The 22,808-nt window shown below is 67.5% G+C and carries 22 protein-coding genes; 1 reads left to right on the top strand and 21 read right to left on the bottom strand.

Annotation, left to right across the window (positions count from 1 at the left end; all coding sequences use genetic code 11):
• Positions 1-59 precede the first annotated feature (59 nt).
• From P6F26_RS05535 to P6F26_RS05480, 12 genes are all read right to left on the bottom strand, one after another.
• The gene (locus P6F26_RS05535; protein WP_278027658.1) at positions 60-833 is read right to left on the bottom strand and encodes an HpcH/HpaI aldolase family protein; all 774 of its coding nucleotides are present in this window, start codon (positions 831-833) and stop codon (positions 60-62) included.
• A gap of 3 nt (positions 834-836) precedes the next feature.
• A complete protein-coding gene (locus P6F26_RS05530; RefSeq protein WP_278027657.1) occupies positions 837-2,276 on the bottom strand; it encodes an NAD-dependent succinate-semialdehyde dehydrogenase in 1,440 nt (479 codons plus the stop codon).
• A 16-nt stretch (positions 2,277-2,292) separates the two neighbouring features.
• Positions 2,293-4,014 (bottom strand): L-arabinonate dehydratase, encoded by a 1,722-nt coding sequence (gene araD, locus P6F26_RS05525; protein WP_278027656.1) that lies wholly within the window; start codon positions 4,012-4,014, stop codon positions 2,293-2,295.
• Positions 4,011-4,829 (bottom strand): SDR family NAD(P)-dependent oxidoreductase, encoded by an 819-nt coding sequence (locus tag P6F26_RS05520; RefSeq protein WP_278027655.1) that lies wholly within the window; start codon positions 4,827-4,829, stop codon positions 4,011-4,013. Before P6F26_RS05520 ends, araD begins: the two co-directional genes overlap by 4 nt.
• A gap of 3 nt (positions 4,830-4,832) precedes the next feature.
• Entirely contained in the window at positions 4,833-5,828 is a 996-nt protein-coding gene (locus P6F26_RS05515) for a Gfo/Idh/MocA family protein (RefSeq protein WP_278027654.1), read from the bottom strand.
• A complete protein-coding gene (locus P6F26_RS05510; protein WP_278027653.1) occupies positions 5,821-6,141 on the bottom strand; it encodes a cupin domain-containing protein in 321 nt (106 codons plus the stop codon). Before P6F26_RS05510 ends, P6F26_RS05515 begins: the two co-directional genes overlap by 8 nt.
• Entirely contained in the window at positions 6,138-6,758 is a 621-nt protein-coding gene (locus P6F26_RS05505) for an ATP-binding cassette domain-containing protein (protein ID WP_278027652.1), read from the bottom strand. Before P6F26_RS05505 ends, P6F26_RS05510 begins: the two co-directional genes overlap by 4 nt.
• Before the next feature lie 2 nt (positions 6,759-6,760).
• Positions 6,761-7,456 carry an ABC transporter ATP-binding protein gene (locus P6F26_RS05500; protein WP_278027651.1) on the bottom strand — a complete coding sequence of 232 codons (696 nt, stop codon included), beginning with the start codon at positions 7,454-7,456 and terminating at the stop codon, positions 6,761-6,763.
• A complete protein-coding gene (locus P6F26_RS05495; RefSeq protein ID WP_278027650.1) occupies positions 7,456-8,199 on the bottom strand; it encodes an ABC transporter ATP-binding protein in 744 nt (247 codons plus the stop codon). The genes P6F26_RS05500 and P6F26_RS05495 overlap by 1 nt, the downstream gene beginning before the upstream one ends.
• Positions 8,200-8,201: 2 nt before the next feature.
• Positions 8,202-9,233 carry a branched-chain amino acid ABC transporter permease gene (locus P6F26_RS05490; RefSeq protein ID WP_278027649.1) on the bottom strand — a complete coding sequence of 344 codons (1,032 nt, stop codon included), beginning with the start codon at positions 9,231-9,233 and terminating at the stop codon, positions 8,202-8,204.
• A gap of 4 nt (positions 9,234-9,237) precedes the next feature.
• Positions 9,238-10,158, bottom strand: a complete 921-nt coding sequence (locus P6F26_RS05485) for a branched-chain amino acid ABC transporter permease (RefSeq protein ID WP_278027648.1) — start codon at positions 10,156-10,158, stop codon at positions 9,238-9,240.
• Positions 10,159-10,242: 84 nt separating this feature from the next.
• Positions 10,243-11,526, bottom strand: coding sequence for an ABC transporter substrate-binding protein (locus P6F26_RS05480; RefSeq protein ID WP_278027647.1), 1,284 nt, complete (start codon positions 11,524-11,526; stop codon positions 10,243-10,245).
• Positions 11,527-11,689: 163 nt separating this feature from the next.
• On the opposite strand from P6F26_RS05480, the gene P6F26_RS05475 reads away from it, so the two are divergent.
• Positions 11,690-12,523 carry a MurR/RpiR family transcriptional regulator gene (locus P6F26_RS05475; protein WP_278027646.1) on the top strand — a complete coding sequence of 278 codons (834 nt, stop codon included), beginning with the start codon at positions 11,690-11,692 and terminating at the stop codon, positions 12,521-12,523.
• Between the two features lie 18 nt (positions 12,524-12,541).
• On the opposite strand, the gene P6F26_RS05470 is transcribed toward P6F26_RS05475, so the two are convergent.
• The 9 genes from P6F26_RS05470 to P6F26_RS05430 are packed head-to-tail and all read right to left on the bottom strand — an operon-like array spanning position 12,542 to position 22,805.
• Positions 12,542-13,129 carry a LysE family translocator gene (locus P6F26_RS05470; protein WP_278027645.1) on the bottom strand — a complete coding sequence of 196 codons (588 nt, stop codon included), beginning with the start codon at positions 13,127-13,129 and terminating at the stop codon, positions 12,542-12,544.
• An 18-nt stretch (positions 13,130-13,147) separates the two neighbouring features.
• Positions 13,148-13,495, bottom strand: coding sequence for a cupin domain-containing protein (locus P6F26_RS05465; protein WP_278027644.1), 348 nt, complete (start codon positions 13,493-13,495; stop codon positions 13,148-13,150).
• On the bottom strand, positions 13,492-14,406 hold the full coding sequence (locus P6F26_RS05460) for an NAD-dependent epimerase/dehydratase family protein (protein WP_278027643.1): 915 nt from the start codon (positions 14,404-14,406) through the stop codon (positions 13,492-13,494). Before P6F26_RS05460 ends, P6F26_RS05465 begins: the two co-directional genes overlap by 4 nt.
• Entirely contained in the window at positions 14,403-16,097 is a 1,695-nt protein-coding gene (locus P6F26_RS05455; protein WP_278027642.1) for an FAD-dependent oxidoreductase, read from the bottom strand. The genes P6F26_RS05460 and P6F26_RS05455 overlap by 4 nt, the downstream gene beginning before the upstream one ends.
• Positions 16,094-17,074, bottom strand: a complete 981-nt coding sequence (locus P6F26_RS05450; protein WP_278027641.1) for an NAD-dependent epimerase/dehydratase family protein — start codon at positions 17,072-17,074, stop codon at positions 16,094-16,096. The genes P6F26_RS05455 and P6F26_RS05450 overlap by 4 nt, the downstream gene beginning before the upstream one ends.
• A 12-nt stretch (positions 17,075-17,086) precedes the next feature.
• Positions 17,087-18,046, bottom strand: coding sequence for an NAD-dependent epimerase/dehydratase family protein (locus tag P6F26_RS05445; protein ID WP_278027640.1), 960 nt, complete (start codon positions 18,044-18,046; stop codon positions 17,087-17,089).
• Between the two features lie 13 nt (positions 18,047-18,059).
• Complete coding sequence (locus P6F26_RS05440) at positions 18,060-19,475, bottom strand: aldehyde dehydrogenase family protein (protein WP_278027639.1); 1,416 nt, start codon at positions 19,473-19,475, stop codon at positions 18,060-18,062.
• Between the two features lie 13 nt (positions 19,476-19,488).
• Entirely contained in the window at positions 19,489-21,270 is a 1,782-nt protein-coding gene (locus P6F26_RS05435) for a thiamine pyrophosphate-binding protein (RefSeq protein WP_278027638.1), read from the bottom strand.
• Positions 21,267-22,805, bottom strand: a complete 1,539-nt coding sequence (locus P6F26_RS05430) for a tripartite tricarboxylate transporter permease (protein ID WP_278027637.1) — start codon at positions 22,803-22,805, stop codon at positions 21,267-21,269. Before P6F26_RS05430 ends, P6F26_RS05435 begins: the two co-directional genes overlap by 4 nt.
• Positions 22,806-22,808: the final 3 nt, after the last annotated feature.

Here is a 22,808-nt window from a genome sequence, read left to right as displayed (position 1 = left end):
TCGACGTAATCGGCCCTAAGCTTTTGTCGACACAACTTGAAGCGAACGACGGTGTGTTGTCACCAAGCGCCGCGGTAGCTCTGGACGACTTCTTTTGCCGAAGCCTCCACGAACCGCGTGTCTGAGCCGACGGTAACGAGGTCCATTTTCCATCCAGCGGCACGTATGGCGTAGTCCACGGTCCCGCAATGAAGCCCACACCGTAGGGAAAAGTCAGCTGTCTTCTTTCTTACCAATGCCAAGAGATCGACCAGTTCGGGTACCTCGGGATCAAAACGAGCAGGGTAGCCGTAGCTCAAAGCGAGATCGCTCGGCCCGATGTAGATGCCAGACAGCCCCGGCACGGAAAGAATTTCGTCGAGGGCCTCAACGCCTGAGCGAGTCTCGATCATTGCAAGTGCGACGACGGATGCGTTTGCTGCCTCGACAGAATACTCGCCGGGCCAACTATAGCGCGCTCGGATGGGCCCAAAGCTTCGACCTCCATGTGGCGGATAGCGGCAGGCCTTGACGAGGCGACGGGCCTGTTCGGCGGTTTCGATCATGGGCACGATGACGCCCATCGCGCCTGCGTCCAGAACCCGCATGATCTGCCCCTCGTCGAGCCAAGGGACACGGGCGAATGGAACAGCCCCTGATTTCTCGATGATCGGGAATAGGGTTTGGAGATCGGAATAATCGACGCATCCGTGTTGAAGATCCACCGTCAGCACGTCCCAGCCGGCTCCTGCCATGGCTTCCGCCGTAATGGGCCCGGGCGACGCAATCCAACCATTGAGGGCGCAGCGACCCTTGCTCCACAGGTCGTTCAGCGGGTTGACCGACAGAGCCATGTTTCAAACCGCCATCATGTGGGTGAGCTTGGTATTCTGGTAGTCGCGGATCGCTTCACGGCCGCCCTCGCGCCCCGTGCCCGAGTGATCGACGCCGCCGAACGGTGCCTCCGCGTGGGCGACCATGAAGGTGTTGACCCCGACCATCCCGGCGTGAAGGCCGCGCGACAGCGCCTCGGCCTTCGCGTGGCTTCCGGTGAAGCCGTAAGCGGCGAGGCCATAGGGCGTGGAATTGGCGCGCACGATTGCGTCGTCCATGTCCCGGAACGTGGCGACGGGAGCGACGGGACCGAAGGGTTCCTCGGCCATGATTGCTGCCTCGTCGGGCACGTCGGCAAGTACCGTTGGCTCAAGGAAGAAGCCCGCGTTGCGCCCCTCGGGCCTCCGGCCGCCCGTGACGAGCCTTGCGCCACGGTCCTGCGCGTCGGCAATCAGGCGTTCCACCTTGTCGCGGCCCGAGGCGAGCGTCAGGGGGCCCATGGTCGTGCCCGCAACCTGGCTGTCGCCGAGGACGAGCGCCTCGGCCTCCGCCTTCATCTTCGCGAGGAAGCGGTCGGCGACACTCTCCTCCACGTAAAACCGATTGGGCGCGATGCAGACCTGGCCCGCGTTGCGGAACTTGAAGGCGGCGCACTGGGTCGCGGCGGCCTCCACATCGGCGTCGGCGCAGACGACCACGGGCGAATGGCCGCCAAGCTCCATCGAGCAGCGCTTCATGGTCTTCGCGGCCTCGGCCATCAGCATCTGCCCAACGCGGGTGGACCCAGTCAGCGAGATCTTCCGCACCTCGTCCGCGGCCATGATCGCGGGCGAGATGTCCTCCGCCCGGCCAAGAAGGAGTTGGACAACCCCGGCAGGCACCCCGCCCGCGACGCAGGCCTCGGCGATCAGCGTCGAGGTCAGCGGCACCTGTTCAGAGGGCCGCACGAGGATCGCGCAGCCGGCCGCGAGCGCGGGCGCGATCTTGCGCACGGGGAGGTTGACGGGGAAATTCCACGCCGTGAAGGCTGCGCAGATGCCCACGGGCTCGGGCTCGGTCAGCAGACGCCCGCCCTGCCGGGAGGGGATCGTGTCGCCGAACAGTCGTTCGGCCTCGCCCGCGAACCATTCGAACTGCTCGATGGCCGCACCGACCTCGCCTGCCGCCTGCGCGATGGGCCGCCCGATCTCGAGCGACAGGGCGCGGGCGATGGCGTCCGTGCGCGCGCGCATCTCGGCCGCGACGGCGCGCAGGATGCGGCCGCGGTCCCAGCCGTGAACGGTCGACCACTTCTTTTGCGCGGCGCGTGCATGCGCCAAGGCCTCCGCAACGTCGTCCGCGTCGCAGGCGGGCTGTTCCCAGAGCGTCTCGCCCGTGCAGGGGTTCACAACCGGGATCGGTGCCCCGTTTCCCTTTCTCCGGAACTCGCCCCCGATGAGGAGTTTCGGCTGCGTCTCTGTCATGTCTCTACCCATTCTTCTACAGGATCTCAGGCTCGCCCGCAGCGGCGCCGAAACCGGTTTCGAGGAAATCGAAATCGCAACCCTGGTCGGCCTGCATGACGTGGCGGGCATAAGCCCAACCATAACCGCGGCCGAACTTTGGCTCGGGCGGGACCCAAGCCTCGCTGCGGGCGGCGAATTCGCGGATGTCCACATCCATGTCGAGCGTCCCGGCATGGGCATCGACCGCAATCGTGTCGCCCGTCCGCACCAGCGAGAGCGGACCGCCCACATGCGCCTCGGGTGCGACGTGGAGGATGCAGGCGCCGTAGCTCGTCCCGCTCATCCGCGCGTCGGAAATCCGAAGCATGTCGCGCACCCCCTGCTCCAGAAGGTATTTCGGGATCGGCAACATGCCCCATTCGGGCATCCCCGGCCCGCCCTGCGGCCCCGCACCGCGCATAACCAGCACGGTGTCGGCCGTGGCGTTGAGCGCCGGGTCGTCGATCCGCGCCTTCATCTCGGCATAGCTGTCGAAGACAAGCGCCGGGCCACGGTGTTTCAGAAGCCGTGGATCGGCAGCGGACGGCTTCATCACCGCGCCGTAGGGCGCGAGGTTTCCGCGCAGGACGGCCATGGCGGGCTCGGCCGACACCGGATCGTTGAGGCCCCGGATCACGTCCGGCAACCACGTCTCCGCGCCCGCGATCTCCTCGCCAAGGGTGCGCCCAGTGACCGTCGCGGCGGTGCCGTCGAGATGGCGCTCCATCCGCGCCATCAGCGCGCGCAATCCGCCGGCGTAGAAGAAATCCTCCATCAGGTACTTCGCACCTGAGGGACGGATGTTGGCCAGCACAGGCACGCGTTTTCCGGCCTCGTGGAAGTCGTCAAGCGTCAGCGGGTGGCTCGCGCGCCGCGACAGCGCGATGAGGTGGATGATCGCGTTGGTCGAACACCCCATGGCCATAGCGACCGCGAGCGCGTTGTCGAAGGAGGCGCGCGTCAGGATGCGCGAGGGGCGCAGGTCCTCGTGCACGAGCTCGACCGCGCGCCGCCCGCAGGCCGCCGCCATCCGGATGTGGTTCGCGTCCGCCGCCGGGATCGAGGAGGCGCCGGTCAGGCACATGCCCATCGCGTCCGCGATGGCGGTCATCGTGGCGGCCGTGCCCATCGTCATGCAGTGCCCGTAGCTCCGCGCGATGCCGGCCTCCACCTCCTGCCATTCCGTCAGGCCGATCTTCCCCGCGCGCCGCTCGTCCCAGTATTTCCACGTATCCGACCCCGACCCCAGCACCTCGCCGCGCAGGTTGCCGCGCAGCATGGGTCCGGCGGGCAGGAAGATGCACGGCAGGTCCATGCTGATCGCGCCGAGAAGGAGACCCGGCCCGGTCTTGTCGCAGCCGCCCATCAGCACCGCCCCGTCCACGGGATGCGAGCGCAGAAGCTCCTCCGTCTCCATCGCCAGAAGGTTGCGGTAGAGCATCGTCGTCGGCTTCACGAAATTCTCGCTGAGCGACAGCGCCGGAAGTTCGATGGGGAAGCCGCCCGCCTGCAGGACACCGCGCTTCACGTCGTCGACGCGCTGGCGGAAATGGGCGTGGCAGGGGTTGATGTCCGACCAGGTGTTGACGATCGCGATGACGGGCCGCCCGGCCCAGTCCTCGGGCGCGTAGCCCATCTGCATGAGCCGCGAGCGGTGGCCGAAGCCGCGCAAATCGTCGGGGTCGAACCAGCGGGCCGAGCGCAGCTTTCGCGTCATTGGGAAGCCGTCACACCGCCGTCGATATAGACGACCTGCCCCGTCATGTAGCTGCCCGCCGGCGCCGCGAAGGCGATGACCTGCCCCGCCACCTCCAGCGGGTCGCCGATCCGGCCGAGCGGATTGCGCTCGAGGATGAAGTCGCGGAACTCGGGCTTCTCGAGATGGGGCCGGATGCGGTCGGATTGGATGAAGGTGGGCGCGACCCCGTTCACGGTGATGCCATGCGGCGCCAGTTCCATCGCGTGCTGCTTCACCAGCATGACGAGGCCCCCCTTCGTCGCGCAATAGGCCGAGTAGCCCCGGCCCCTCAGCGCAAGCTGCGAGCGCACCGACAGAAGATGGATCTGCCGCCCGCCCTTGCCCCTCGCGATCTGGTCCCGCGCGACGGCCTGGGCGAGGAACATGGCCGACTTGAGGTTGGTCTCGTAGACCTCGTCGAACGTGTCCTCGGTCACGTCCATCAGCGCCTGCTCGCGCTGGATGCCGACACAGTTCACCAGAACGTCTATTCCGCCCGTCAGCGCCACCGCCTGCGCCGTCGCCCGCGTGATGTCCGCGACGCTGCGTGCGTCAAGCGCGATGCCGTGCGCCTTGCCGCCGGCCGCCGCGATCCGCGCGGCCAACACCTCGGCCTTCTGCGCCGAGGGACCCGCGACGACGACCTGTGCACCGCGCTGCCCGAGCGCAAGCGAGATGGCCTCGCCGATCGCGCCGTAGCCGCCAGGCAGGAAGACGCGCAATCCCGTGACATCGAACATGCGATCGATGCGGTCGGGGTCGATCTCGGGGGTCAGCGTGTTCTGCCGGTTCATCGCCTATACCTCCACCCCCGCGGCCCGATAGACGCTTTCCATCAGGCGCAGGGTCTCCAGATTGTCGAGACGGTCGGTCTCGAACGGGGTGCCATCACGGAGGCCCTGCACGAAGCCCGCCATGACGGTGTCGAAACATTCCTGGTAGCGGCCGAGGAGGTCGACCTCGACGGCCTCCTCCTCCGCCCCCACGACAAAGACACGGTTGAGTTCCATCACGATGGTGCCAGTCTCGCCGATCACCTCCAGCCGGTCGCCGTGAAGCGGCGGGTAGCCGGGCGCCACCAGACAACCGTCGGCGGTGGCAAGAAGGCCGCCCGCGCCCGTCATCAGGATCGCCGCCGTATCCTCGCCCGGCAGCCCCTCGGCCAGCCGGTTGAGGCGCGCGGCCACGACCTCGAGCGGGCCGCAGAGGCAGCGGAGCACGTCGAGATGGTGGATCATCGTCTCGAAGACGAGATTGCGACGGAAGCCGGTGAGGTAGGGCTGCCGCTCGATCAGGAAGGGCACGTCGCCCTCACGCGGGCATAGGCCGGAGCCACGACAGGAGATTTGCGCGTGACGCACCGCCCCGATGCGTCCCTCGTCGATCCACCGGCGAACGGTCATGTAGTGCGGCCGGAAGCGGTAGTTCTCGTGCACCATGAAGCGCACGCGCTCGCCCACGTCGACGATCAGCGCCTCGGCCTCGGCCACGGTTTCCGTCAGCGGCTTCTGGCACATGATGTGGACGCCGTGATCGGCCGCCATGCGCGCGACCGGGGCATGCGCGCCGACCGAGGCGGCGATGTCGACCGCGTCGAAGCCGCCCTCGGCGAACATCTCGCCCGCGTCGTCGTGAATGCGCGACACGCCGAACTCCGCGCCCCGCGCCTCGGCCTTCGCGCGGTCGGTGTCGCACAGCGCCACGATCTCGGCCCCCGCCGCCTGCCACGCGCGCAGGTGGTAGAGGCTGATGAGACCGCAGCCGACAAGAGCGATGCGCAGGGGCTCAGCCATCGTTGCCCTCGAAATGGCCGTAGCCGTAGAACCACATGGAGCCGGCGTTTCGCGACGTTCTGAGCGTATGCGGCGCCCGCGCGGGGATCAGGACGAGATCGCCCGGCCCGCAACGCGCGGTCTCGCCGGCCACCTCGATCTCCATATCGCCCTCCGCCACGACGACGAACTCGTCGGTGTCGTGCGTGAAATCCGCCCACACCTGTCCCGGCGGATCGTTGAAGACGCCGAAGCTGAAGGCCGGAAAATCCGCCGCCACCAACGTGCGCGAGACGGGCGTGGCATAGGCGGCCTTGCGGAAAACCGCGCTCATGCCGCCCGCTCCGTCAGCAGGTCGCCGAGGTAGGCGCGGGCGGGCTCGTGCGCGAGGACGGCCTCGTAGGAGGCAAGCGGCGCGACCGTGCCCTTGTTCACGAAGATGAAGCTCTCGCAGATCTCCTCGACGATCTCGAGGTGGAAGCGCTCGTTGGGATGGACGCAGAGGAATACCAGCCGCCCCTCGTCCCGAAGGCGCCGGAAGAAGTCGAGCATGAAGCCGATATAGCCGTCCTGCGTGTTGAACTGCGGCTCGTCGAAAAGATGCAGCATCGGGTAATCCGAACCGGCGGGCTGCATCAGCGCGTTCGGCCTGAAGGACCGGAAATGCCGGACCTGGTAGGACTGGTGATAGTGGATCGCAAGGCGGTCGCGCTGATCGGTGCGGACCTTGTGGATGTCGCGCCCCGCGACCAGCACCTCGCCCCGCGTCGGCGCGTTCGACCCGGTGATGAGCTCGAAGAGCGTCGTCTTGCCCGATCCGTTCGGCCCCATCATGCCGACGATGCCGGGGCGTTCGATGGTGAAGTTCGCGGCGAGGTGGAAGGTCGGCGTCCGGTCGAACCGACCCCTGGTATAGACCTTCTCGAGTTGCCTGACATCGAGCATCGTCATCGTCACATCCCCACCAGCCGCCGGCGCAGCGCCGGGTTGTCCAGAAGCTCGGCCGCCCGCCCCTCGTGCACGATCCGGCCCTTGTCCATGACGTAGACGCGGTCCGAGACCTCGAGTGCCGCGAACGCGTGCTGCTCCACGATCAGGCAGGAAATCCCCTCGGTCTTCAGCCGCCGGATCGTCTTCATCACGTCCTGCACGATCTTGGGCGCGAGACCCTGGCTCGGCTCGTCGAAGAGGACGAGGCCGGGCGAGCCCAGAAGCGCGCGCGAGATGGCGACCATCTGCAACTCGCCGCCCGACATGTTCTCGCAATCGCGGGTCATGAGGTGTTCGAGCGCGGGGAAGATCTCGACCATCTCCGCCTCGCTCCAGCGGTGGTATTTCGTCCGCCGGGTGCCGAGCGCGAGGTTCCGGCGCCCCGAGAGGGACGGGAATACCCGCCGGTCGTCCGGCACCCAGCCGATCCCCATGCGTGAAATGCGATGCGTGGGCAGGTGCGTGATCTCCTGCCCCTCGAAGCGCACGCGCCCCCCCTTGGGCGGCGAAAGGCCGAGGATTGAGCGGATCGTGGTCGTCTTGCCCGCCCCGTTCGGGCCGAGAAGCGCCACGACCTCTCCCTGCCCCACGGTAAGCGACGCGCCGAAAAGCGCCTGCGTCTCGCCGTAGAACGTCTCGATGTGATCGACTTCCAGCATCAGGCGACCTCCCCCAGGGCCGAGCGCGCAACCCACTTGTTGGCCCTGAGCGCGGCGGGCGTGTTCTCGTCGATCACCTGGCCCCAGTGGATGACCGAGATCCGGTCGGCGAGGTCGAAGAGGAAATGCATGTCATGCTCGATCAGGACGATGGTGTAGCGATGGCGAAGCTTGCCGATCAGCTCGGCCAGCGCACGTGTGGCCTCGGTCCCGAGACCGGATGTCGGCTCGTCGAGGAAGACGATGCGGGGCTCGGGCGCCAGCGCGACCGCGATCTCGAGCGCCCGGCGCTCGCCATAGGGCAGCGATTTCGCCTTTTCCCACGCGCGGTGAGCAAGGCCCACCTGGTCGAGGACGGCAAGCGCGCGGTCGATCAGCGCGCTGTCGCCGAAGACGTCGCGGACAGGGTTCATGCCCCGCTGGCGGAATTCAGGCAGCGCCAGCATCACGTTCTCGATCACCACCGTGTCGTCGAAAAGGTTCATGATCTGGAACGACCGGGATATCCCCATGCGCGCGATCCGGTGCGGCTTGAGCCCGGTAATGTCGCGACCCTCGAAGGTGATGCTTCCGCCATCGGGCGCGTAGTGCCCCGTCAGGACGTGAAAGCACGTCGTCTTGCCCGCACCGTTCGGCCCCATGATGCCGTGCACGCTGCCCTCCTCGACCGAGAGCGAGACGTTTTCGAGCACCACGCGCGCCCCGAACCGCTTGCGGAGGTTCTTCGCCTCGAACAACGCCATCCTCACACCTCCGTCGGCTTGGCCGCGGGCCGGGCCGCCGGCGCATGGCCGAGGCGCGTCCGCGCGACGTGGAGAAGACCGGCAATCCCCTCGGGGCGGACCATCACCATGATGACGAACATCAGGCCGAACCACAGAAGCCAGGTCTCCGTGATGCCGCCGATGATGTCGCGGGCGACGAAGTAGAGGATGACGCCAAGGACCGGCCCCCAGAAGCTGACGAGGCCGCCACCGACGAGGATCATCATCACGATGAGGCCCGACTGGTGAAGGCTCATGACGTCCGGGTAGGCGCTCTCCTGCGCCATGGAGAAAAGCCCGCCAGCCAGCCCCGCGAAAGCGGCCGACAGCGTGAAGGTCAGCCACTTGATCCGCCAGACGTCGTAGCCCACGAAGCGCGCCCGCGTCTCGTTCTGGCGGATCGCCTGGAGCACCCGTCCGAACGGCGCGTTCACCAGCCGCCAGAGCACGACCACGGTCAGCGCGAGGAACGCGGCGACCAGCCAGTAGAGGCTCGCGTTGTCCTGCAGGCCGAAGCGGATGGGTCCGAGCACGAAGTCGGGGCGCGGGATTCCAAGAAGCCCGTCCTCGCCGCCGGTGATCCCGTGCAGCTTGATCGCGCAGAACCAGAAGATCTGGCCGAAGGCGATGGTCATCAGCGCGTAGTAGATGCCCCGCCGGTGCGAGATGAAGGCCGCGACGATGCCGCCCGCGACCGTCGCGGCGAGCACGGCGGCCAGAAGCCCGCCCCAGAGGCTGACGGCCACCTCCTGCTGGAACAGGCCGAAGGCGTAGGCTCCGATCCCCAGATATGCGCCGTGGCCGAAGGAATGCAGGCCGATGTAGCCGAAGAGCAGGTTGAAGCCGAAGGCGAAGATCAGCCAGATCGCGACCTCGATGCCGAGATACTGATAGAGGCCCACCGCGGGCAGCCAGAAGGGCGCGGTCGCGACGGCGGCGAGGAAGATGCCCATGGCCGGCGTGAAGGGCGAGCCGCCGCGCGCGGGAATGTCGCTGAGGGTGATCATGGACATGGCGTCAGTTCTCCAGAGCGGACTTGCGCCCCAGAAGCCCGCGGGCGCGGAAGCCCACGATGGCGATCAGGAGCAGGTACATCGACAGCATCGACCATGCGGGCGCGTAGGCCCCGGTGATGCCCACCGAGAGGCCCACGAGGACGGCGGCGATCACGGCGCCCCAGAAGCTGCCAACCCCGCCGATCACGATTATGAGGAAAGCGGGGATGATCACGTCGATCCCGATATGCGGGCGCAGGCCCCAGATCGGCGCCATGACGGTCCCCGCCAGCGCAGCCAGCGCCGCGCCGAAGCCGAAGACCAGAAGGCGCAGCTTCGACAGGTCGTAGCCCAGCGCGCGGACCATCTCGCTGTCATGGGCGCCCGCCTTGATGATCGCGCCGTAGGGCGTCTTTTCCAGGAACAGCCAGACGGTGAAGATGGCGAGGATGGCGAAGCCCGCCGCGAAGAACTTGTATTTCGAGAAGATCAGCCCGCCCATGAGGAACGCGCCGTTGATCGCCTGAGGGACAGTCAGGCTCTGCTCGCCCGTGCCCCAGGTGAGGCGGATGATCTCCTCGATCACCAGCGCCGCCCCGAAGGTCAGGAGAAGCCCGTAAAGCGGCGCCTTCCCGTAGGTGGGCCGCAGGCAAAGCTCCAGGATCATCCCCGCCCCCGCCGCCAGGAGCGGGCCCACGACGATGCCGACCGCGTAGCGCATGCCGATGGGCAGTCCGAGCCACCACGCACCGAATTCCGTGCCCGCGAACCAGCCGCCGCCGATCGTCGTCATCGCGAAATAGGCGCCGAGCGCGAACATGGCGCCGTGGGCGAGATTGATGACCTCCATCACGCCCACGATCAGCGTGAAGCCCAGCGCGATAAGCGCGAATAGAAGGCCAAGCGTCAGGCCGTTGATGATGTGCGGTATGAGCTCGATCATGTCCTGTCCTCGATGACCGCCGGTGCGGCGGCGAACGCGGCCGGGGCCTGGGAGGGAACCCCGGCCGCGCGTTTCTTCGGCGCCTCAGGCGTCGAAGCTCGGCGTCTCCTCGAAGCTTTCGAGGTTGCACATCTCCGGCGCGTTCTCGTCGCGGACCTCACCGGGCGAGGATTGCGTGAGGATGCGGAACATGTCGTTCTCGTCGGCCGGGTCGGGATTGGCGGTGGCGAGGTAGATCGTCTGCTGCACCTGGTGGGTGTTCGGGTCGATCACCGCGTCATGGTGCTGCATCCGCTCGGCCGCCGGCATCACGTGGCCCTCGAGGGCGCGGATGATGTCGTGGTTGTTGGTGCTCTCGGTCCGCTCGATCGCGGCCAGAAGCTCCTTCGTCGCCATGTACCCGTTGTAGAAGACGTTGCCCGGCACCCGCATTGAAGTGTCTGGATACATCTCCTGGTAGCGGCCCACGAACTCCTGCACACCGGGCAGGTCGAGGTTGTAGTACCAGGTGGTGCCGAAGACGCCGAAGAGGTTGTCGAGCGGCAGGCCGTAGACGTCGGGCCAGTCCTGCTGGTTGTTGATCCAGGCGGTGTTCTCGCCCATGCCAAGCTGGGCGACCTGCTGGCGCAGCGCGATCTGGTCGTCGCCGCCCACGGCTGCGGCAACCACGTCGGGGTTCGCCTGCTGGATAGACAGGAGCGCGGCCGAGAAGTCGCGCGTGCCCTGCGGGATCAGGATCTCGTCAATGACCTCGCCGCCATACTGGTCGATGAGCGCGCGCGTCGCCCGCGCCGTGTCGTGGCCCCAGACGTAGTCGTTGGTCAGCAACATGATCCGCCCGCCGTAGGCGTCGATCGAGTTGCGGACCGCGGCCTTGGAGAAGTTCGCGCCGTTGCCGTCCCAGACGAATTTCACGCGGTGGCAGTTCTCGCCCGACTCCGTGGGCGAGGACGAGTTGGTGTTCAGGTAGATCACCCCGTAGCGCTGCGCGACCTGGCTGATGGCGTTCGCGACGCCCGAACTCACGGCACCCACGAGGAAGCCGCAATCTTCGCGGTTGATGAGACGCTCGGCGACACGGCTTCCTGTGGCGGGCGTCGTCTCCGTGTCGAGATGCATGTGCTCGATCTGCCGGCCGAGCACGCCGCCACGTTCGTTGGCCTCATGGATTGCCATGAGCATGCCACGCCGATCCGACGCGCCCGAGTTGGCGTATTGCCCCGAGGCGTCCGACGTGATGCCGATGCGGATCGGCGCATTCTGTGCGTGGACGCGATTGTGTTTCCAGGGGCCGTAGAAGGCGGCGACGCCGCCCGCAGCTGCCGCCGAGCCCATGAGCTCACGGCGCGTGATCTTCGAGTTGGACATGGTGATCCTCCCTTGAGCGAGCCCGAACGGGTGCGGGCGAAACCGGTTTTCAGGGCCCCTCCTCCGAGCCGATCGAAAACCCTGTTCATATGATTGAAAAAATTTTCTATCCACGTCAACGAAAATTTTTTCAACGGAATTGAAAGCATGCTATAAACTGCTCATGAACGAAAAATTCGCGCCCGTGCCCGCCGATCCACCGGAAACCTTCGATGCCCTGAGGCAGAGAATCCGGGACCGTTTTCCGTCGCTGAGCCCTCATCTTCAGAGGATCGCCCGCGCCTCCCTGGAGGAGCCAAACGGCTTCGCGGTAAAGACGACACCTGTCATCGCGGGCGAACTCGGAATCCAGCCCTCGACGCTCATCCGCTTCGCCAAGGAGTTCGGTTACAGCGGGTTCTCCGAGCTTCAGAAGATCTTCCGCCAGCGACTGATCGAGGGGCAGGCCAATGTCCGCGACCGCGTTCTCGAAAGGGACGAGGCGATGCCGCCACCGGACGCGCGTGCCACGCTCGAAGCCTGCATCGCGGCACAGCGGGAATCGCTGCAACGTCTGTCGGAGGATTGTGATTGCGAGGCGGTGGCCCGCGCGATCCAGCTTCTGCGGCCGGCCCGTCACATCTATGTCGCGGGGCTCAGGCGCTCCCGGCCAATGGCGGACTACTTCCATTATGGTCTGATCCGCGGGGAGCGCGCCTCCTCGCTGCTGGATTTCGCCGGCGGAATGGCGGGCCCTCAGATCGCGACGATCGGGCCGGACGACGTGCTCTTCGCGATCGCCTTCCCGCCCTATTCCCAGCCTGTCGTGGACGCGGTGATGGACGCCCATGTTTCGGGCCGCCGCATCGTCTCGCTGACGGACGGTCCCCACAGCCCGCTTGCCGCCCACGCAGAAGTCGCGCTGTTTCTCGACACGGGCGCGGAGAGCCGTCTGCAACCCGTCTCCGGGGCGATGGCGCTGATCCAGACGCTGGTCACGGCGATCACCCGCCCCTGAGCGCTGCCTCGGCACCTGTCAGCCCGCCGCCAGCGCAAGAGCGACGGCTGCAAGCATCGCCATAGCCATGGCAAGGTTGAGCGCTCGCCGCGAACCGGGTGTCATATCGACGCGGGAAAGGGCGTTGCCGCCAGCCAACCACGCAAAATGAACGGGCACCCAGACCGCGTTGATGACAGCGAACTTCACCGCGATCTCCGCGCCCACCCCAAACCCCGAGATCGGAAACCCCGAGAAGAGCGACAGGTTCACGGCGTGGCATTTGGGATTTGCCAGTTGCAGGACGATGCCGCCCGCCACGCCCGGCGGCCGCGCATGCGTCGCAAGCGCGATCCGGTCGCCCTGCATCGCAATCCTCAGCGCGAGCCAGCCAAGATAGCCCACCGACACGACGGTGAGCGCGAGCCTGAGGCGTGGCTCGGCCATCACGACGGCCGCGAGGCCGGAGGCCGCAAGGATCGCGACGGCATTCGTCCCGATGAATACGCCGAGGACGAAGCGCAAACCCGCGCGCCTGCCATAGGCCGCGCCCACGCCAGCCACCGACAGGACGCCAGGTCCGGGCGTCGCGGTGAGAAGGACCACGGCCGCGAGGAAACTGCCCATCGCGTGCCGTCCCAGTTCTCAAAGAAACTCGTCACGGATCGGCGTGAAGACCTCGACGATCTCGCCCGCTTCGAGGCAATGCGCGCCGTGCTCCACTCCGCCCTCGACGAGAAAGCCGTCGCCCGGCCCCATTCGTTCGGTCGCATCGCCAATGGTGATCTCGAAGAGACCGCTCACCACGTAGCTCGACTGGACATGCGGGTGGCTGTGCAGTGGGCCCTTTACGCCAGCCTCGAAGCGATTGCGCATCATCAGCATCTCGGGCGCGTAGCCCATGATCTTGCGCTGCGTGCCGTCGCCCATCTCCTGCCAGTCGAAGCTCCCGGCGTGGATGTGGCCCGCGCGGCTCGGATGCGTTTCGCTCATGCGGTGCTCCTTTCGGGCGCCATGACCTCGGCGCGCAGGTCGTGCAGCCCGCGCCAGCCGAGGCGGCGAGCAGCGGCACGGGTGTCGAACATCGGCGCGAAGGGATTGGCTTCGTAGATTTCCCGGTCGATCCGGTCGGGGAGGCGGCCGAAGGCCTGTTCCAACCGCTCCAGCGTGGGCCGCGGATGCAGGGTCGAGGGCGCGGCGAGGTAGAACGCCTCGAAGCCCTGCCACTCCAGGTGAAGCGACAGACGGAATGCCTCGGCCACGTCTCGCGGGTCGACATGGTGCCAGCAGAGGCCGCCGCCCGCCGGTGCGTGGCCGCCGGCGCTGGGGCCGGAGTAGCCCACGGGATCGGAATGGCGCGCCCGCACCTCCCCCATCATGGACCGGAAGAGGATGAAGACCGGCCGAAGCGCGATCACCTCCAGTCCGCGCCGTGCGAAGCTGCGACCGGCTTCCTCCGCCATGAGTTTCGACAGCCCGTAGGGGTCCGCGGGGCGCACGGGATGCGCCTCGTCCACGGGCAGGGCCTCGGGGCACCAGAAATGCTCTTTCCAGACGGTGTTGCCCATCACGCTGTCGGTCGAACAGAGTACGACACGGGGGACGCACGCGCGCCGCGCCGCCTCCATCACCGTCCAGCTGCCCTTGGTGTTGAGATCGATGATGCGGGACGGTGTGGCGCTGCCGATATTCGCGGCGGCGGCGATGTGGAGCACCGCGTCGGCGCCCGTGAAGGCGGCGACAAGCGCCTCCTCGTCAAGGATCGACGCCGTGACATGGTGCCAGTCCACGTCGCCGGAGGGGGGGCGCGCGTCGAGGCCCGTGACCTCGGCCTCCGCTCCCACCGCCCGCGCAACGTAGCCGCCGAGAAGGCCAGAGGCGCCGGTGACGACGACGCGGCTCATGACCCCGCCTCCTTGCCTGCAACATGGAGCCCCGCGAGGTAGCCGAAGGTGAGCGCGGGCCCGAGCGTGATCCCCGGCCCCGGATAGCGCCCGCGCATGATCGACTGCATGTCGTTGCCCACGGCGTAAAGTCCACCGATGGGCCGCCCGTCCGCACCGATGACCTCGCAGTCCTCGGTGGTCCGGAGTCCGGCGACCGTGCCGAGATCGCTCAGCGTCAATTCGATGGCGTGGAACGGCGGCTTGCGGAGCGGCGCGAGGCACGGGTTGGGCCGGTGGTCGGCATCGCCGAGATACCGGGAATAGACGTCCTCGCCCCGGTGGAACTCGGTGTCCTGCCCGCGCTCGGCGTCGGCGTTGAAGCGCTCCATCGTGGCAGCGAAACCCGCCTCGTCGATCCCGAGCTTCCTCGCCAGCGCGGGCAAACTCTCGGCGGTCCTGAGGTATCCGGCTTCATGATAAGGTTTGAGGTTCCGCGTGAAGGGGATGATCGCGCCAAGCCCGTATTTCCAGATGAAATCCGCGTCGCAAATGATCCACGCAGGCAGGTTCCCGGTCTCGGCGTTGCCTTGCAGAAGCGCCTCGCCGAAGCGGTGATAGGACACCGCCTCGTTGGTGAACCGTCGCCCCGCCGCGTTCACGACCACGGAGCCCGGCTTGCCCCGGTCGGTCACCGTATGCGGGTAGACGACCTTTCGCCCGTCCTTGCGGGTGTAGACCGAGGCGGGCGACCAGTAGGCGTTGTTGGTGTTGTCGGTGCCGACCTTGCCGCCCGCCGCCACGCCCAGGTCGAGCCCGTCGCCGGTCGAGCCGGGCGCGAAGGGGCTGTCGGGGCTAACCAGATCGGGAAGCCAGTCGCGCCGCTTCTCCGCGCTGTTGGAGAAACCACCCGTGGACAGGATCACGCCCTTCTCCGCGTGGAGCGTGTATGTCACGTCGCCCTGCCGGACGCGAAGACCCGTCGCGCGGACGTCCCGCGTCACGACCTCCTCCACGGCGCAATCGGTGCGGATCTCGACGCCGAGATCGAGAAGCGACTTCAGAAGCCGCCCGGCAAGCGCGTTGCCGAGCACCAGCCGCGAGCCCCGGTGATGACGCGTGCGTTGCAGGAGATATTCCAGCACCAGCCGCGTCGCCCGCGCGAACGACCGGGGCGAGCGCCACATCTTGCGGAAGTGCGGGATGTCCTCGCGGGCGATCATCATGCCGCCGAGGATGGTGAACTCGGGCAGCGGCGGGCGCAGCTTGCGGAACCAGTCGCCCAGGGTCGCCGCATCGAACGCCAGCGGCTCCAGCACGCGCATCCCCTCGGCCGCGCCCTCGAACTCGGGGTAGTAATCGGGGTAGAACGGCACCGGCTTCAACCGGACCGCGGTATTTGCCTCGAGAAAACGCACCGCTTCGGGGCCGCGCCTCACGAAACGCTCCCGCGCCGCGCGGCCGTCGTCGGTGGGCACGGCGGCGTCGAGATAGGCCATCATCCGGTCGAAATCATCCGGATGCCCCGCCTCGGCCATCTTGTCGTTGCAGGGCACGTAGACCATGCCGCCGGAATACGAGGTGTTGCCGCCGACCAAACCCGTCTTCTCGACCACGATCACGTCGAGCCCATGCGCGGCGGCGGTCGCGGCGGCCGTCATTCCGGCCGCGCCCGCCCCCACCACGACGACATCGAAGCGCGTGTCCTTCATGCCGGGCCTCCCCAGCGGGCGGGGTTCGCGCGCATCCAGTCGGCGAAGGCGGCGACGGCCTCTTCCAGCGAATGGCCCGGGCGGAAGCCCAGTTCCTCGGACATGCGCGTGCAGTCGAGCGGACCGCGCATCACGGTCGTGTCGGTCCAGGGCGCAGTGCCCGACCCGACCTCGATCCGGGCGCCGGGCACGGCCTTCCGCACCGCCTCGGCGACGTCGCGGGCGCTATGGTTTCGGCCCGATCCGAGGTGGTATTCCCGATGGTTCAACGTCTCGGCCCCATAAAGCGCGAGAAGCCCCGCGGCGCAGTCCGGCACGAAGGTGAAGCTCGCCGCGAAGTCGCCGCCGGACGGTTCGGAAATGTCCTCACCTTTCAGCGCCCGCCGCAGGAACTCGGGGATGGGCCCGCGCGGCCCGTCGAACTCGCGCGGCACGAGGGGCGGGCCGAAGATCCACGAGATCCGCACCGTCGCCGCCGAGACGCCATAGGTGTCTGCATAGACCGACGTCATCAGCTCGCCCGACCGCTTGGTCGCGGCATAAAGCGATCTGGGCGTCGGGTTCGTGTCCTCGGCCACCGGCGTCACCGCGTCGGGCAGCGACTGGAACACCGAGCCCGTGGATACGAAGAGAAATCGCCGCCAGCCGAGCCTGCGGGCAGTCTCCAGCAGCAGTTCGGTCGCCACGACATTGCTCTGGAAGGTGCGCAGGGGTTGCGGGATCCCGAGCTTGTCGTTCGGGACCGCGGCGGTGTGGATCACGCCCTCGATGTCATGCGCGGCGGCGAGCATTGTCAGTTCGTACGCGTCCGACAGGTCGCATTGCGCCCAGGTCACGTTCGGGCCCGCGGCCTCGGCGTCCCCCTCCCGGAACGTCGACATGTATTGCGCCACGACCTCGATGCCCGAGGCGGCCGCCTGCCGCACGGTTTCGTAGCCCACATGCCCCATGCCCCCGGTGACGAGCAGCTTGCCCATGCGTTTCTCTCCTCAGTCCTGTGTCGCGAGCGCCGCGCGATGCGCCTCGAGCGTGGCGGCGAGGCCTGCGCGGATGTCGAATTGCGGGCGGTAGCCGAACGCCTCCCGCGCGCGGGTGCAGTCCAGCGCGCCCTTCCTGGGCATCGCGATGTCCCCGCCGTGGCGGTAGGGGCCATCGCCGACCGTGATCTCGGCGTCCGGCACCAGGTCGCGCACGACCTCGGCGATCTCGGCCAGCGACGGCGCGCTGTCCGAGGCGACGTGATAGGCGTCGAACGGGTGATCGGCGCAGTCGAGTGCGCCGATGACGCCGGCGACCGCGTCGTCGAGATAGGTGTGGTCGATCCGCTCCTCCGCGCCGCCCGGAACGTGAAGCGCACGCCCCTCCGCCGCCGCCCGTATCATGTTGAGCGGCACGCGGTCGCGCAAGAAGCCGGGGCCGTAGACCCAGGAGGTGCGTATGTTCACCACCTCGATGCCCCGCGTCGCCCGGTAGCTGCGGCCCAGATGCTCCACCGCGCACTTGCTGATCCCGTATGCGTGGAGAGGTGCCTCGCGGTGCGTCTCGTCGATGCGGGGGCCGAGGAAGTCGCCGTAGATCTCCTCGGAGCTGATATGGATCATCCGCCCGCAGCGATGGCGCACCATCGCCTCGAGAATGTTGACGCTGCCTTCCACGTTCACACGGAAAAGCCGCACTGGCGAGGCGAGCGAGGCCAACACACCGACGACGGCCGCACAGTGGATCACGGCGTCGGGGCGCTCACCGGCGAAAACCGCGTCCACGGCATCCGCGTCACAGATGTCGGCCACGATCGACACGAACGCCGGCTCCGTTACTGCCATTGCATCGAGAGCGCCTGCATTCGGCCCGCAATCGAGGCCGATCACCCCGTCCCCGCGCGCCACGAGCGCCCGCGCGACGGCTCCGCCAAGAAAGCCGCCCGCGCCCGTCACCAGTATCTTCGCCACGTTCCCCGCTCCGTCAGTAGTTGAACAGGATCAGCCGTTCCTCGGTCATGTCGCGGATCGCGTAGCGCGGTCCCTCGCGGCCGATCCCGCTGTCCTTGACCCCGCCATAGGCGAGCTGATCCGTCCGCCATGTCGAGGTTCCGTTGATGATGACGCCGCCCGTCCTGAGCCTCTTGGCGAGCCAGAGCGCGCGTTCCGTGCTGTCGGTGTAGACCCCGCATTGCAGGCCGAAAGGGCTTGCCGTGACATTGGCCACGGGTTCCGCCAGATCGTCGTAGGCGAGGATGCTGGCCACGGGGCCGAAGACCTCGTCGCAGACGACCTTCATATCGGGCTTTACGTCCGCAAGGAGCGTGGGCTCGTAGGCCGCGCCGTGGCGGTTGCCGCCGGTGAGAATGCGCGCGCCTTGCGACACTGCCTCCTCCACCCAGGCCTCCACGCGGCGGGCGGCGTCCTCGTCGATGAGCGTGCCCACATCGGTCCCCTGGGCGAGCGGATCGCCGATGCGGAGCTTCTCCATCACGGCGGCGACCTTCGCGCCCAGCTCGGCGGCCAAGGCGCGCGGCGCGTGGATCGTCTGGACCGAGATGCAGCTCTGCCCCGCGAGGCGGGAGGCGTTGCGCGCCAGAACCGGCGCGATGGCGTCGAGGTCGGCATCCTCGCAGACGATGGTCGGCCCCGCCCCGCCCAGTTCCAGCGTCACCGGCCTGAGGCCGGCGTTCGCGCGGATATGCTCTCCCGCCCGCGACGACCCGGTGAAGGTCAGCATGTCGACGCCCTTGTGCGCCACGAGCGCCTGCCCCGTGGCCGCGCCGCCGTGGATCACCTGGATGAAATTCCGCGGAAGCCCGGCCTCGTAGAACAGCTCCACCAGCCGCTGCACGACCATCGGGCATTGCTGCGGTGGCTTGATGATGCTGGCATTTCCGGCGGCGAAAGCAGGCGCGAGCTTGTGGCAGGCGAGGTTGAAGGGCGCATTGAAGGGTGTGATCGCCCCCACGACGCCCACCGGGAAGCGCATGAGGAAGGCCATCTTGCCGTGGCCCATCGCGCTGCCGTCGAGCGGCACGTGCGCACCCTCGATGCGGATCGCCTCCTCGGCCGAGAGGGTAAGCGTGTCCATCGACCGCTTCACCTCGCCCTCCGCGTCGCCCAGCGCCTTGCCGGTTTCGCGGGCCATGATCTCTCCGATCGCGCCCGCGTTCTCCACGACGAGATCGGCCACACGGCGCAGGATCGCCGCCCGTTCGTAGGCGGGCATCGCGGCCACCTCGGGCGCAGCGCGGCGGGCTGACTCCACGGCCGCGTCAACATCCTCGGCGCTCGCCGTCGGAGCGGTGCAGACCACGTCGCCGCGATAGGGATCCACGCTGTCGAACCGGTCGCCGCCGGGAACGGCCTCGCCGCCGATGTAGTGCGTCAGGTCCATCTCTGCCTCCTTGTCATTCGGGCCGCCAGGCTTCGCCGAAGGCGGGCTCCGGCGCGCGCAGCGGCGGGAGTTGCCACGAGCCCGTCGAGGGCGGCTTTACCGCCGGATCGACCTCCAGATCGATCAGCCACGGCTTGCCGGAGGCCACCGCCTGCCCCAGCACGTCGCGGAAATCGTCCGATCGGCTGACCTTGGCCGCGTCCACTCCGTGGGCCCGCGCGAGCGCCGCGAAATCGGGGTTGTAGGGCGTGCCGTTCGGGCCTTGGGTGAAGCTCGTCCCGATCTCGCGCCCGCCGAACTGGCCGTGCTGCAGGTCGCGGATCGCGCCCCAGGCGTAGTTGTTCCAGACGACCCAGATCGCGGGGATGTCGTATTCGACGGCCGTGCACAGGACATGCGGCGTCATGGTGAAGCCGCCGTCGCCGCAGACCGCGATGCAGGGCCGGTCGGGCGCGGCAAGCTTCGCGCCGAGCACGCCCGACACGCCGAAGCCCATGGCCGAGTAACCCCAGGTGTTCAGCATGGATTGCGGGCGTCGGCATTCCCAGAACTGCATGAACCAGTTGTGATGCGCGCCGCTGTCGGGCACGAGGATCGTGTCGTCGGGGGCCACCTGCCTGATGTCCCTCACCACGCGCTCAGGGCGCATCGGGTTCGTGTCGATCTCGAAGTTCGGCGCGATGAAGGCGTCCCATTCCGCCTGCCAGCCCGCGATCTCCGCAAGCCATGCCTTCGTGCCGTCGTGCCGCGTCACACCCCGCCGGTCGAGTTCCGCCAGAAGCTGCCGGACGAAGGTGCGCGCGTCGGCCTGAATGCCGAGGAAGGGCTCGTAGTTGCGGCCGATCTCGGTGGGATCGATGTCGACATGGATCAGCTTCGTCGGCGGGATGTTCCACGAATACCCCTGAAGCCAGGACGAGGCCGAGCGGTCGTCGAACCGGGCCCCGATGGTCAGGAGCACGTCTGCCCTCCGCCCCGCCTGGTTCGCGGGATAGGTCCCGTTCCGGCCGATGAAGCCCAAGGACAGCTTGTCGGTCATGTCGAGCGACCCCATGCCGTTCGGCGAGGCGACCTGCGGGATTTGCAGCCGGTGCTGAAGCTCGGTCAGCTCGGCTCCCGCCTCGGACAGGGTTATTCCGTGGCCCACGAAGATCAGCGGCGATTTCGCCGACAGAAGGAGGTCGACGACCGCCGACACCGCCTCCTCCGAGGCGCCGGGGCGGTTCTGGACCCCGAGGCGCTCCATCGGGTCGAGCGAGACCTCGGCCTCTTCCTGGAAGAGGTTGTAGGGCACGTCGAGGTTCACCGGTCCCGGCCGCCCCGACGTCAGGAGGTTCGTCGCCTGCCGAAGCGCCAGGGGCAGCATCTCGACCCGGCTCGGCTGGAACGACCGCTTGACGAAGGGCTTCACCGCGTCGGGGAAGTTCGCCTGCCCGTGCATGTAGGTTTCCTGGAACGGGCCGCGGTTGAACTGCGAGGTCGGCACGTTCGCGGTGATGGCGAGGAAGGCGGAACTGTCGGCCTGCGCGCAGGCCAGCGACATGGGGATGTTCGCCGATCCCGGCCCGGTCGAAGTGAGCGTCGCCACCGGCTGGTGCGAGACGCGGAAATACGCGTCCGCCATGTGGCCCGCGGTCTGCTCGTGGCGGGGAGAGACCAGCTTGATCTCGTCCTTCCGGTCGTAGAGCGCGTCCAGCATGCCCACGTTGCCATGCCCGCAGATGCCGAACACGTAGGGCATTCCCGCCCGGATCAGGTGATCGGCGATGAGATCCCCGCCCTTCTGCTTGGTCATTCGACCGCCTCCCCAGTCGTCTTGGAATTCGTGGTGTCGATGGCCGCACGGCGCGCTTTGCGCCGCGCGCGGATCGCCGAAATGGCGGGCGCAACCCAGATCAGGATCGCGATGACGCCGAGCGTCGCCGCGATGGGCCGGCCGAAGAAGGCCGTCATGTCGCCCTGTTTGGCGATCATCGCCTGCATGAAGTTCTTTTCCAGAAGCGTTCCGATCACCATGCCGAGGATCAGGGGCGCGACGGGATAGTCGTTCTCCTGCATGAGAAACGAGCCGATCCCCGCGAACAGCGCCACGACGACGCCCAGCATGGAGTTGTTGATCGCGTAGGCGCCGACCATCGTGAAGATCAGGATGATCGGCATCAGAACCTGGTTCGACACCTTCAGAAGCTGGCTCGCCGCCCGGATCGCGACGTAGCCCACCGGGATCAGGAAGAGGTTCGCGATGAAGAACGAGACGAAGATCGAGTAGACGAGCGGCGCGTTCTCGATGAAGACGTTGGGCCCGGGCTCCAGCCCCTTCAGGAACAGGACGCCGATCACGATCGCCGTCACGCTGTCGCCGGGGATGCCGAAGACGAGCGAGGGCACCCAGGTCGAGGAGGTCGCCGCGTTGTTCGAGGCCGAGGCCGCGACGATGCCCTCGGGATGACCTGTGCCGAACTTCTCTGGCGTCTTGGACCGCTTGCGCGCATAGCCGTAGGAGACCCAGGCCGCGATGTCCGATCCCGCGCCGGGCAGGGCGCCGATCAGCGTTCCGAAGAGCGAGCCGCGCCAAAGATTGGCCTTGTAGCGCCAGATGGTCCGGAACGCCTCGCGGAAGTCGATCTTCTGCACTCGCGCCTGCCGCGCATCGGGGCGCGGCGGATGAATGAGCGCGCGGAACACCTCGGCCACGGCAAAGATGCCGATCATTACGGGGATGAAGTGGATCCCCTCCATCAACGTGAGCGTCCCGAAGGTGAAGCGCGGCTGGCCCGAGATAAGGTCGAGGCCGACGGTCGCGAGCAGAAGACCGATGGAGAGAGAGACCATCCCCTTGATCGGATTCGACGCGGCGACGAGCGCCGCCGTCGACAGGCCGATAACCGCGAGCCAGAAGTATTCGTAATACTGGAACTCCAGTGCGAAATCTGCGAGCAGCGGGGCCGAGAAGGCGAGCGCCGCCGTGCCGACGAGTCCGCCGAGGACCGAGCAGATCAGCGCCACGAACAGCACGGTGCCGCCCTGCCCCTTGAGCGTCATCTCGTGCGCTTCCTCGGCGTAGGCGGCCGAGGCGGGCATTCCGGGGATGCGGAGGAGCGCGCCGGGCAGGTCGCCCGCGAAGATCGCCATGGCGACGGCGGTGGCGATGGCCGCGAGCGCGGCGACCGGCTCCATGAAGAAGGTGATGGGCACCAAGAGCGCCACGGCGACGGTTGCCGAGATACCTGGCATGGCGCCCGCGAAGATGCCGAAGACGGTCGCACCAAGGATCACCAGAAGGATCTCGGGCCGGAAGACGAGGTCGAATGCGGCGAGAAGCGTCTCCATCAG

It is taken from the genome of Roseicyclus salinarum, from assembly GCF_029624655.1.
GTDB classification, from domain to species: domain Bacteria; phylum Pseudomonadota; class Alphaproteobacteria; order Rhodobacterales; family Rhodobacteraceae; genus Roseibacterium; species Roseibacterium salinarum.
The sequence above is the reverse complement of the archived record's forward strand: the minus strand, read 5'-3'. Positions and strand labels throughout refer to the sequence as shown.

Bases quoted from the DNA above. Each gene is read 5' to 3' on its own strand.
- P6F26_RS05535 (WP_278027658.1), bottom strand. From the start codon at position 833: ATGGCTCTGTCGGTCAACCCGCTGAACGACCTGTGGAGCAAGGGTCGC.
- P6F26_RS05530 (WP_278027657.1), bottom strand. From the start codon at position 2,276: ATGACAGAGACGCAGCCGAAACTCCTCATCGGGGGCGAGTTCCGGAGA.
- araD (WP_278027656.1), bottom strand. From the start codon at position 4,014: ATGACGCGAAAGCTGCGCTCGGCCCGCTGGTTCGACCCCGACGATTTG.
- P6F26_RS05520 (WP_278027655.1), bottom strand. From the start codon at position 4,829: ATGAACCGGCAGAACACGCTGACCCCCGAGATCGACCCCGACCGCATC.
- P6F26_RS05515 (WP_278027654.1), bottom strand. From the start codon at position 5,828: ATGGCTGAGCCCCTGCGCATCGCTCTTGTCGGCTGCGGTCTCATCAGC.
- P6F26_RS05510 (WP_278027653.1), bottom strand. From the start codon at position 6,141: ATGAGCGCGGTTTTCCGCAAGGCCGCCTATGCCACGCCCGTCTCGCGC.
- P6F26_RS05505 (WP_278027652.1), bottom strand. From the start codon at position 6,758: ATGACGATGCTCGATGTCAGGCAACTCGAGAAGGTCTATACCAGGGGT.
- P6F26_RS05500 (WP_278027651.1), bottom strand. From the start codon at position 7,456: ATGCTGGAAGTCGATCACATCGAGACGTTCTACGGCGAGACGCAGGCG.
- P6F26_RS05495 (WP_278027650.1), bottom strand. From the start codon at position 8,199: ATGGCGTTGTTCGAGGCGAAGAACCTCCGCAAGCGGTTCGGGGCGCGC.
- P6F26_RS05490 (WP_278027649.1), bottom strand. From the start codon at position 9,233: ATGTCCATGATCACCCTCAGCGACATTCCCGCGCGCGGCGGCTCGCCC.
- P6F26_RS05485 (WP_278027648.1), bottom strand. From the start codon at position 10,158: ATGATCGAGCTCATACCGCACATCATCAACGGCCTGACGCTTGGCCTT.
- P6F26_RS05480 (WP_278027647.1), bottom strand. From the start codon at position 11,526: ATGTCCAACTCGAAGATCACGCGCCGTGAGCTCATGGGCTCGGCGGCA.
- P6F26_RS05475 (WP_278027646.1), top strand. From the start codon at position 11,690: ATGAACGAAAAATTCGCGCCCGTGCCCGCCGATCCACCGGAAACCTTC.
- P6F26_RS05470 (WP_278027645.1), bottom strand. From the start codon at position 13,129: ATGGGCAGTTTCCTCGCGGCCGTGGTCCTTCTCACCGCGACGCCCGGA.
- P6F26_RS05465 (WP_278027644.1), bottom strand. From the start codon at position 13,495: ATGAGCGAAACGCATCCGAGCCGCGCGGGCCACATCCACGCCGGGAGC.
- P6F26_RS05460 (WP_278027643.1), bottom strand. From the start codon at position 14,406: ATGAGCCGCGTCGTCGTCACCGGCGCCTCTGGCCTTCTCGGCGGCTAC.
- P6F26_RS05455 (WP_278027642.1), bottom strand. From the start codon at position 16,097: ATGAAGGACACGCGCTTCGATGTCGTCGTGGTGGGGGCGGGCGCGGCC.
- P6F26_RS05450 (WP_278027641.1), bottom strand. From the start codon at position 17,074: ATGGGCAAGCTGCTCGTCACCGGGGGCATGGGGCATGTGGGCTACGAA.
- P6F26_RS05440 (WP_278027639.1), bottom strand. From the start codon at position 19,475: ATGGACCTGACGCACTACATCGGCGGCGAGGCCGTTCCCGGCGGCGAC.
- P6F26_RS05435 (WP_278027638.1), bottom strand. From the start codon at position 21,270: ATGACCAAGCAGAAGGGCGGGGATCTCATCGCCGATCACCTGATCCGG.
- P6F26_RS05430 (WP_278027637.1), bottom strand. From the start codon at position 22,805: ATGGAGACGCTTCTCGCCGCATTCGACCTCGTCTTCCGGCCCGAGATC.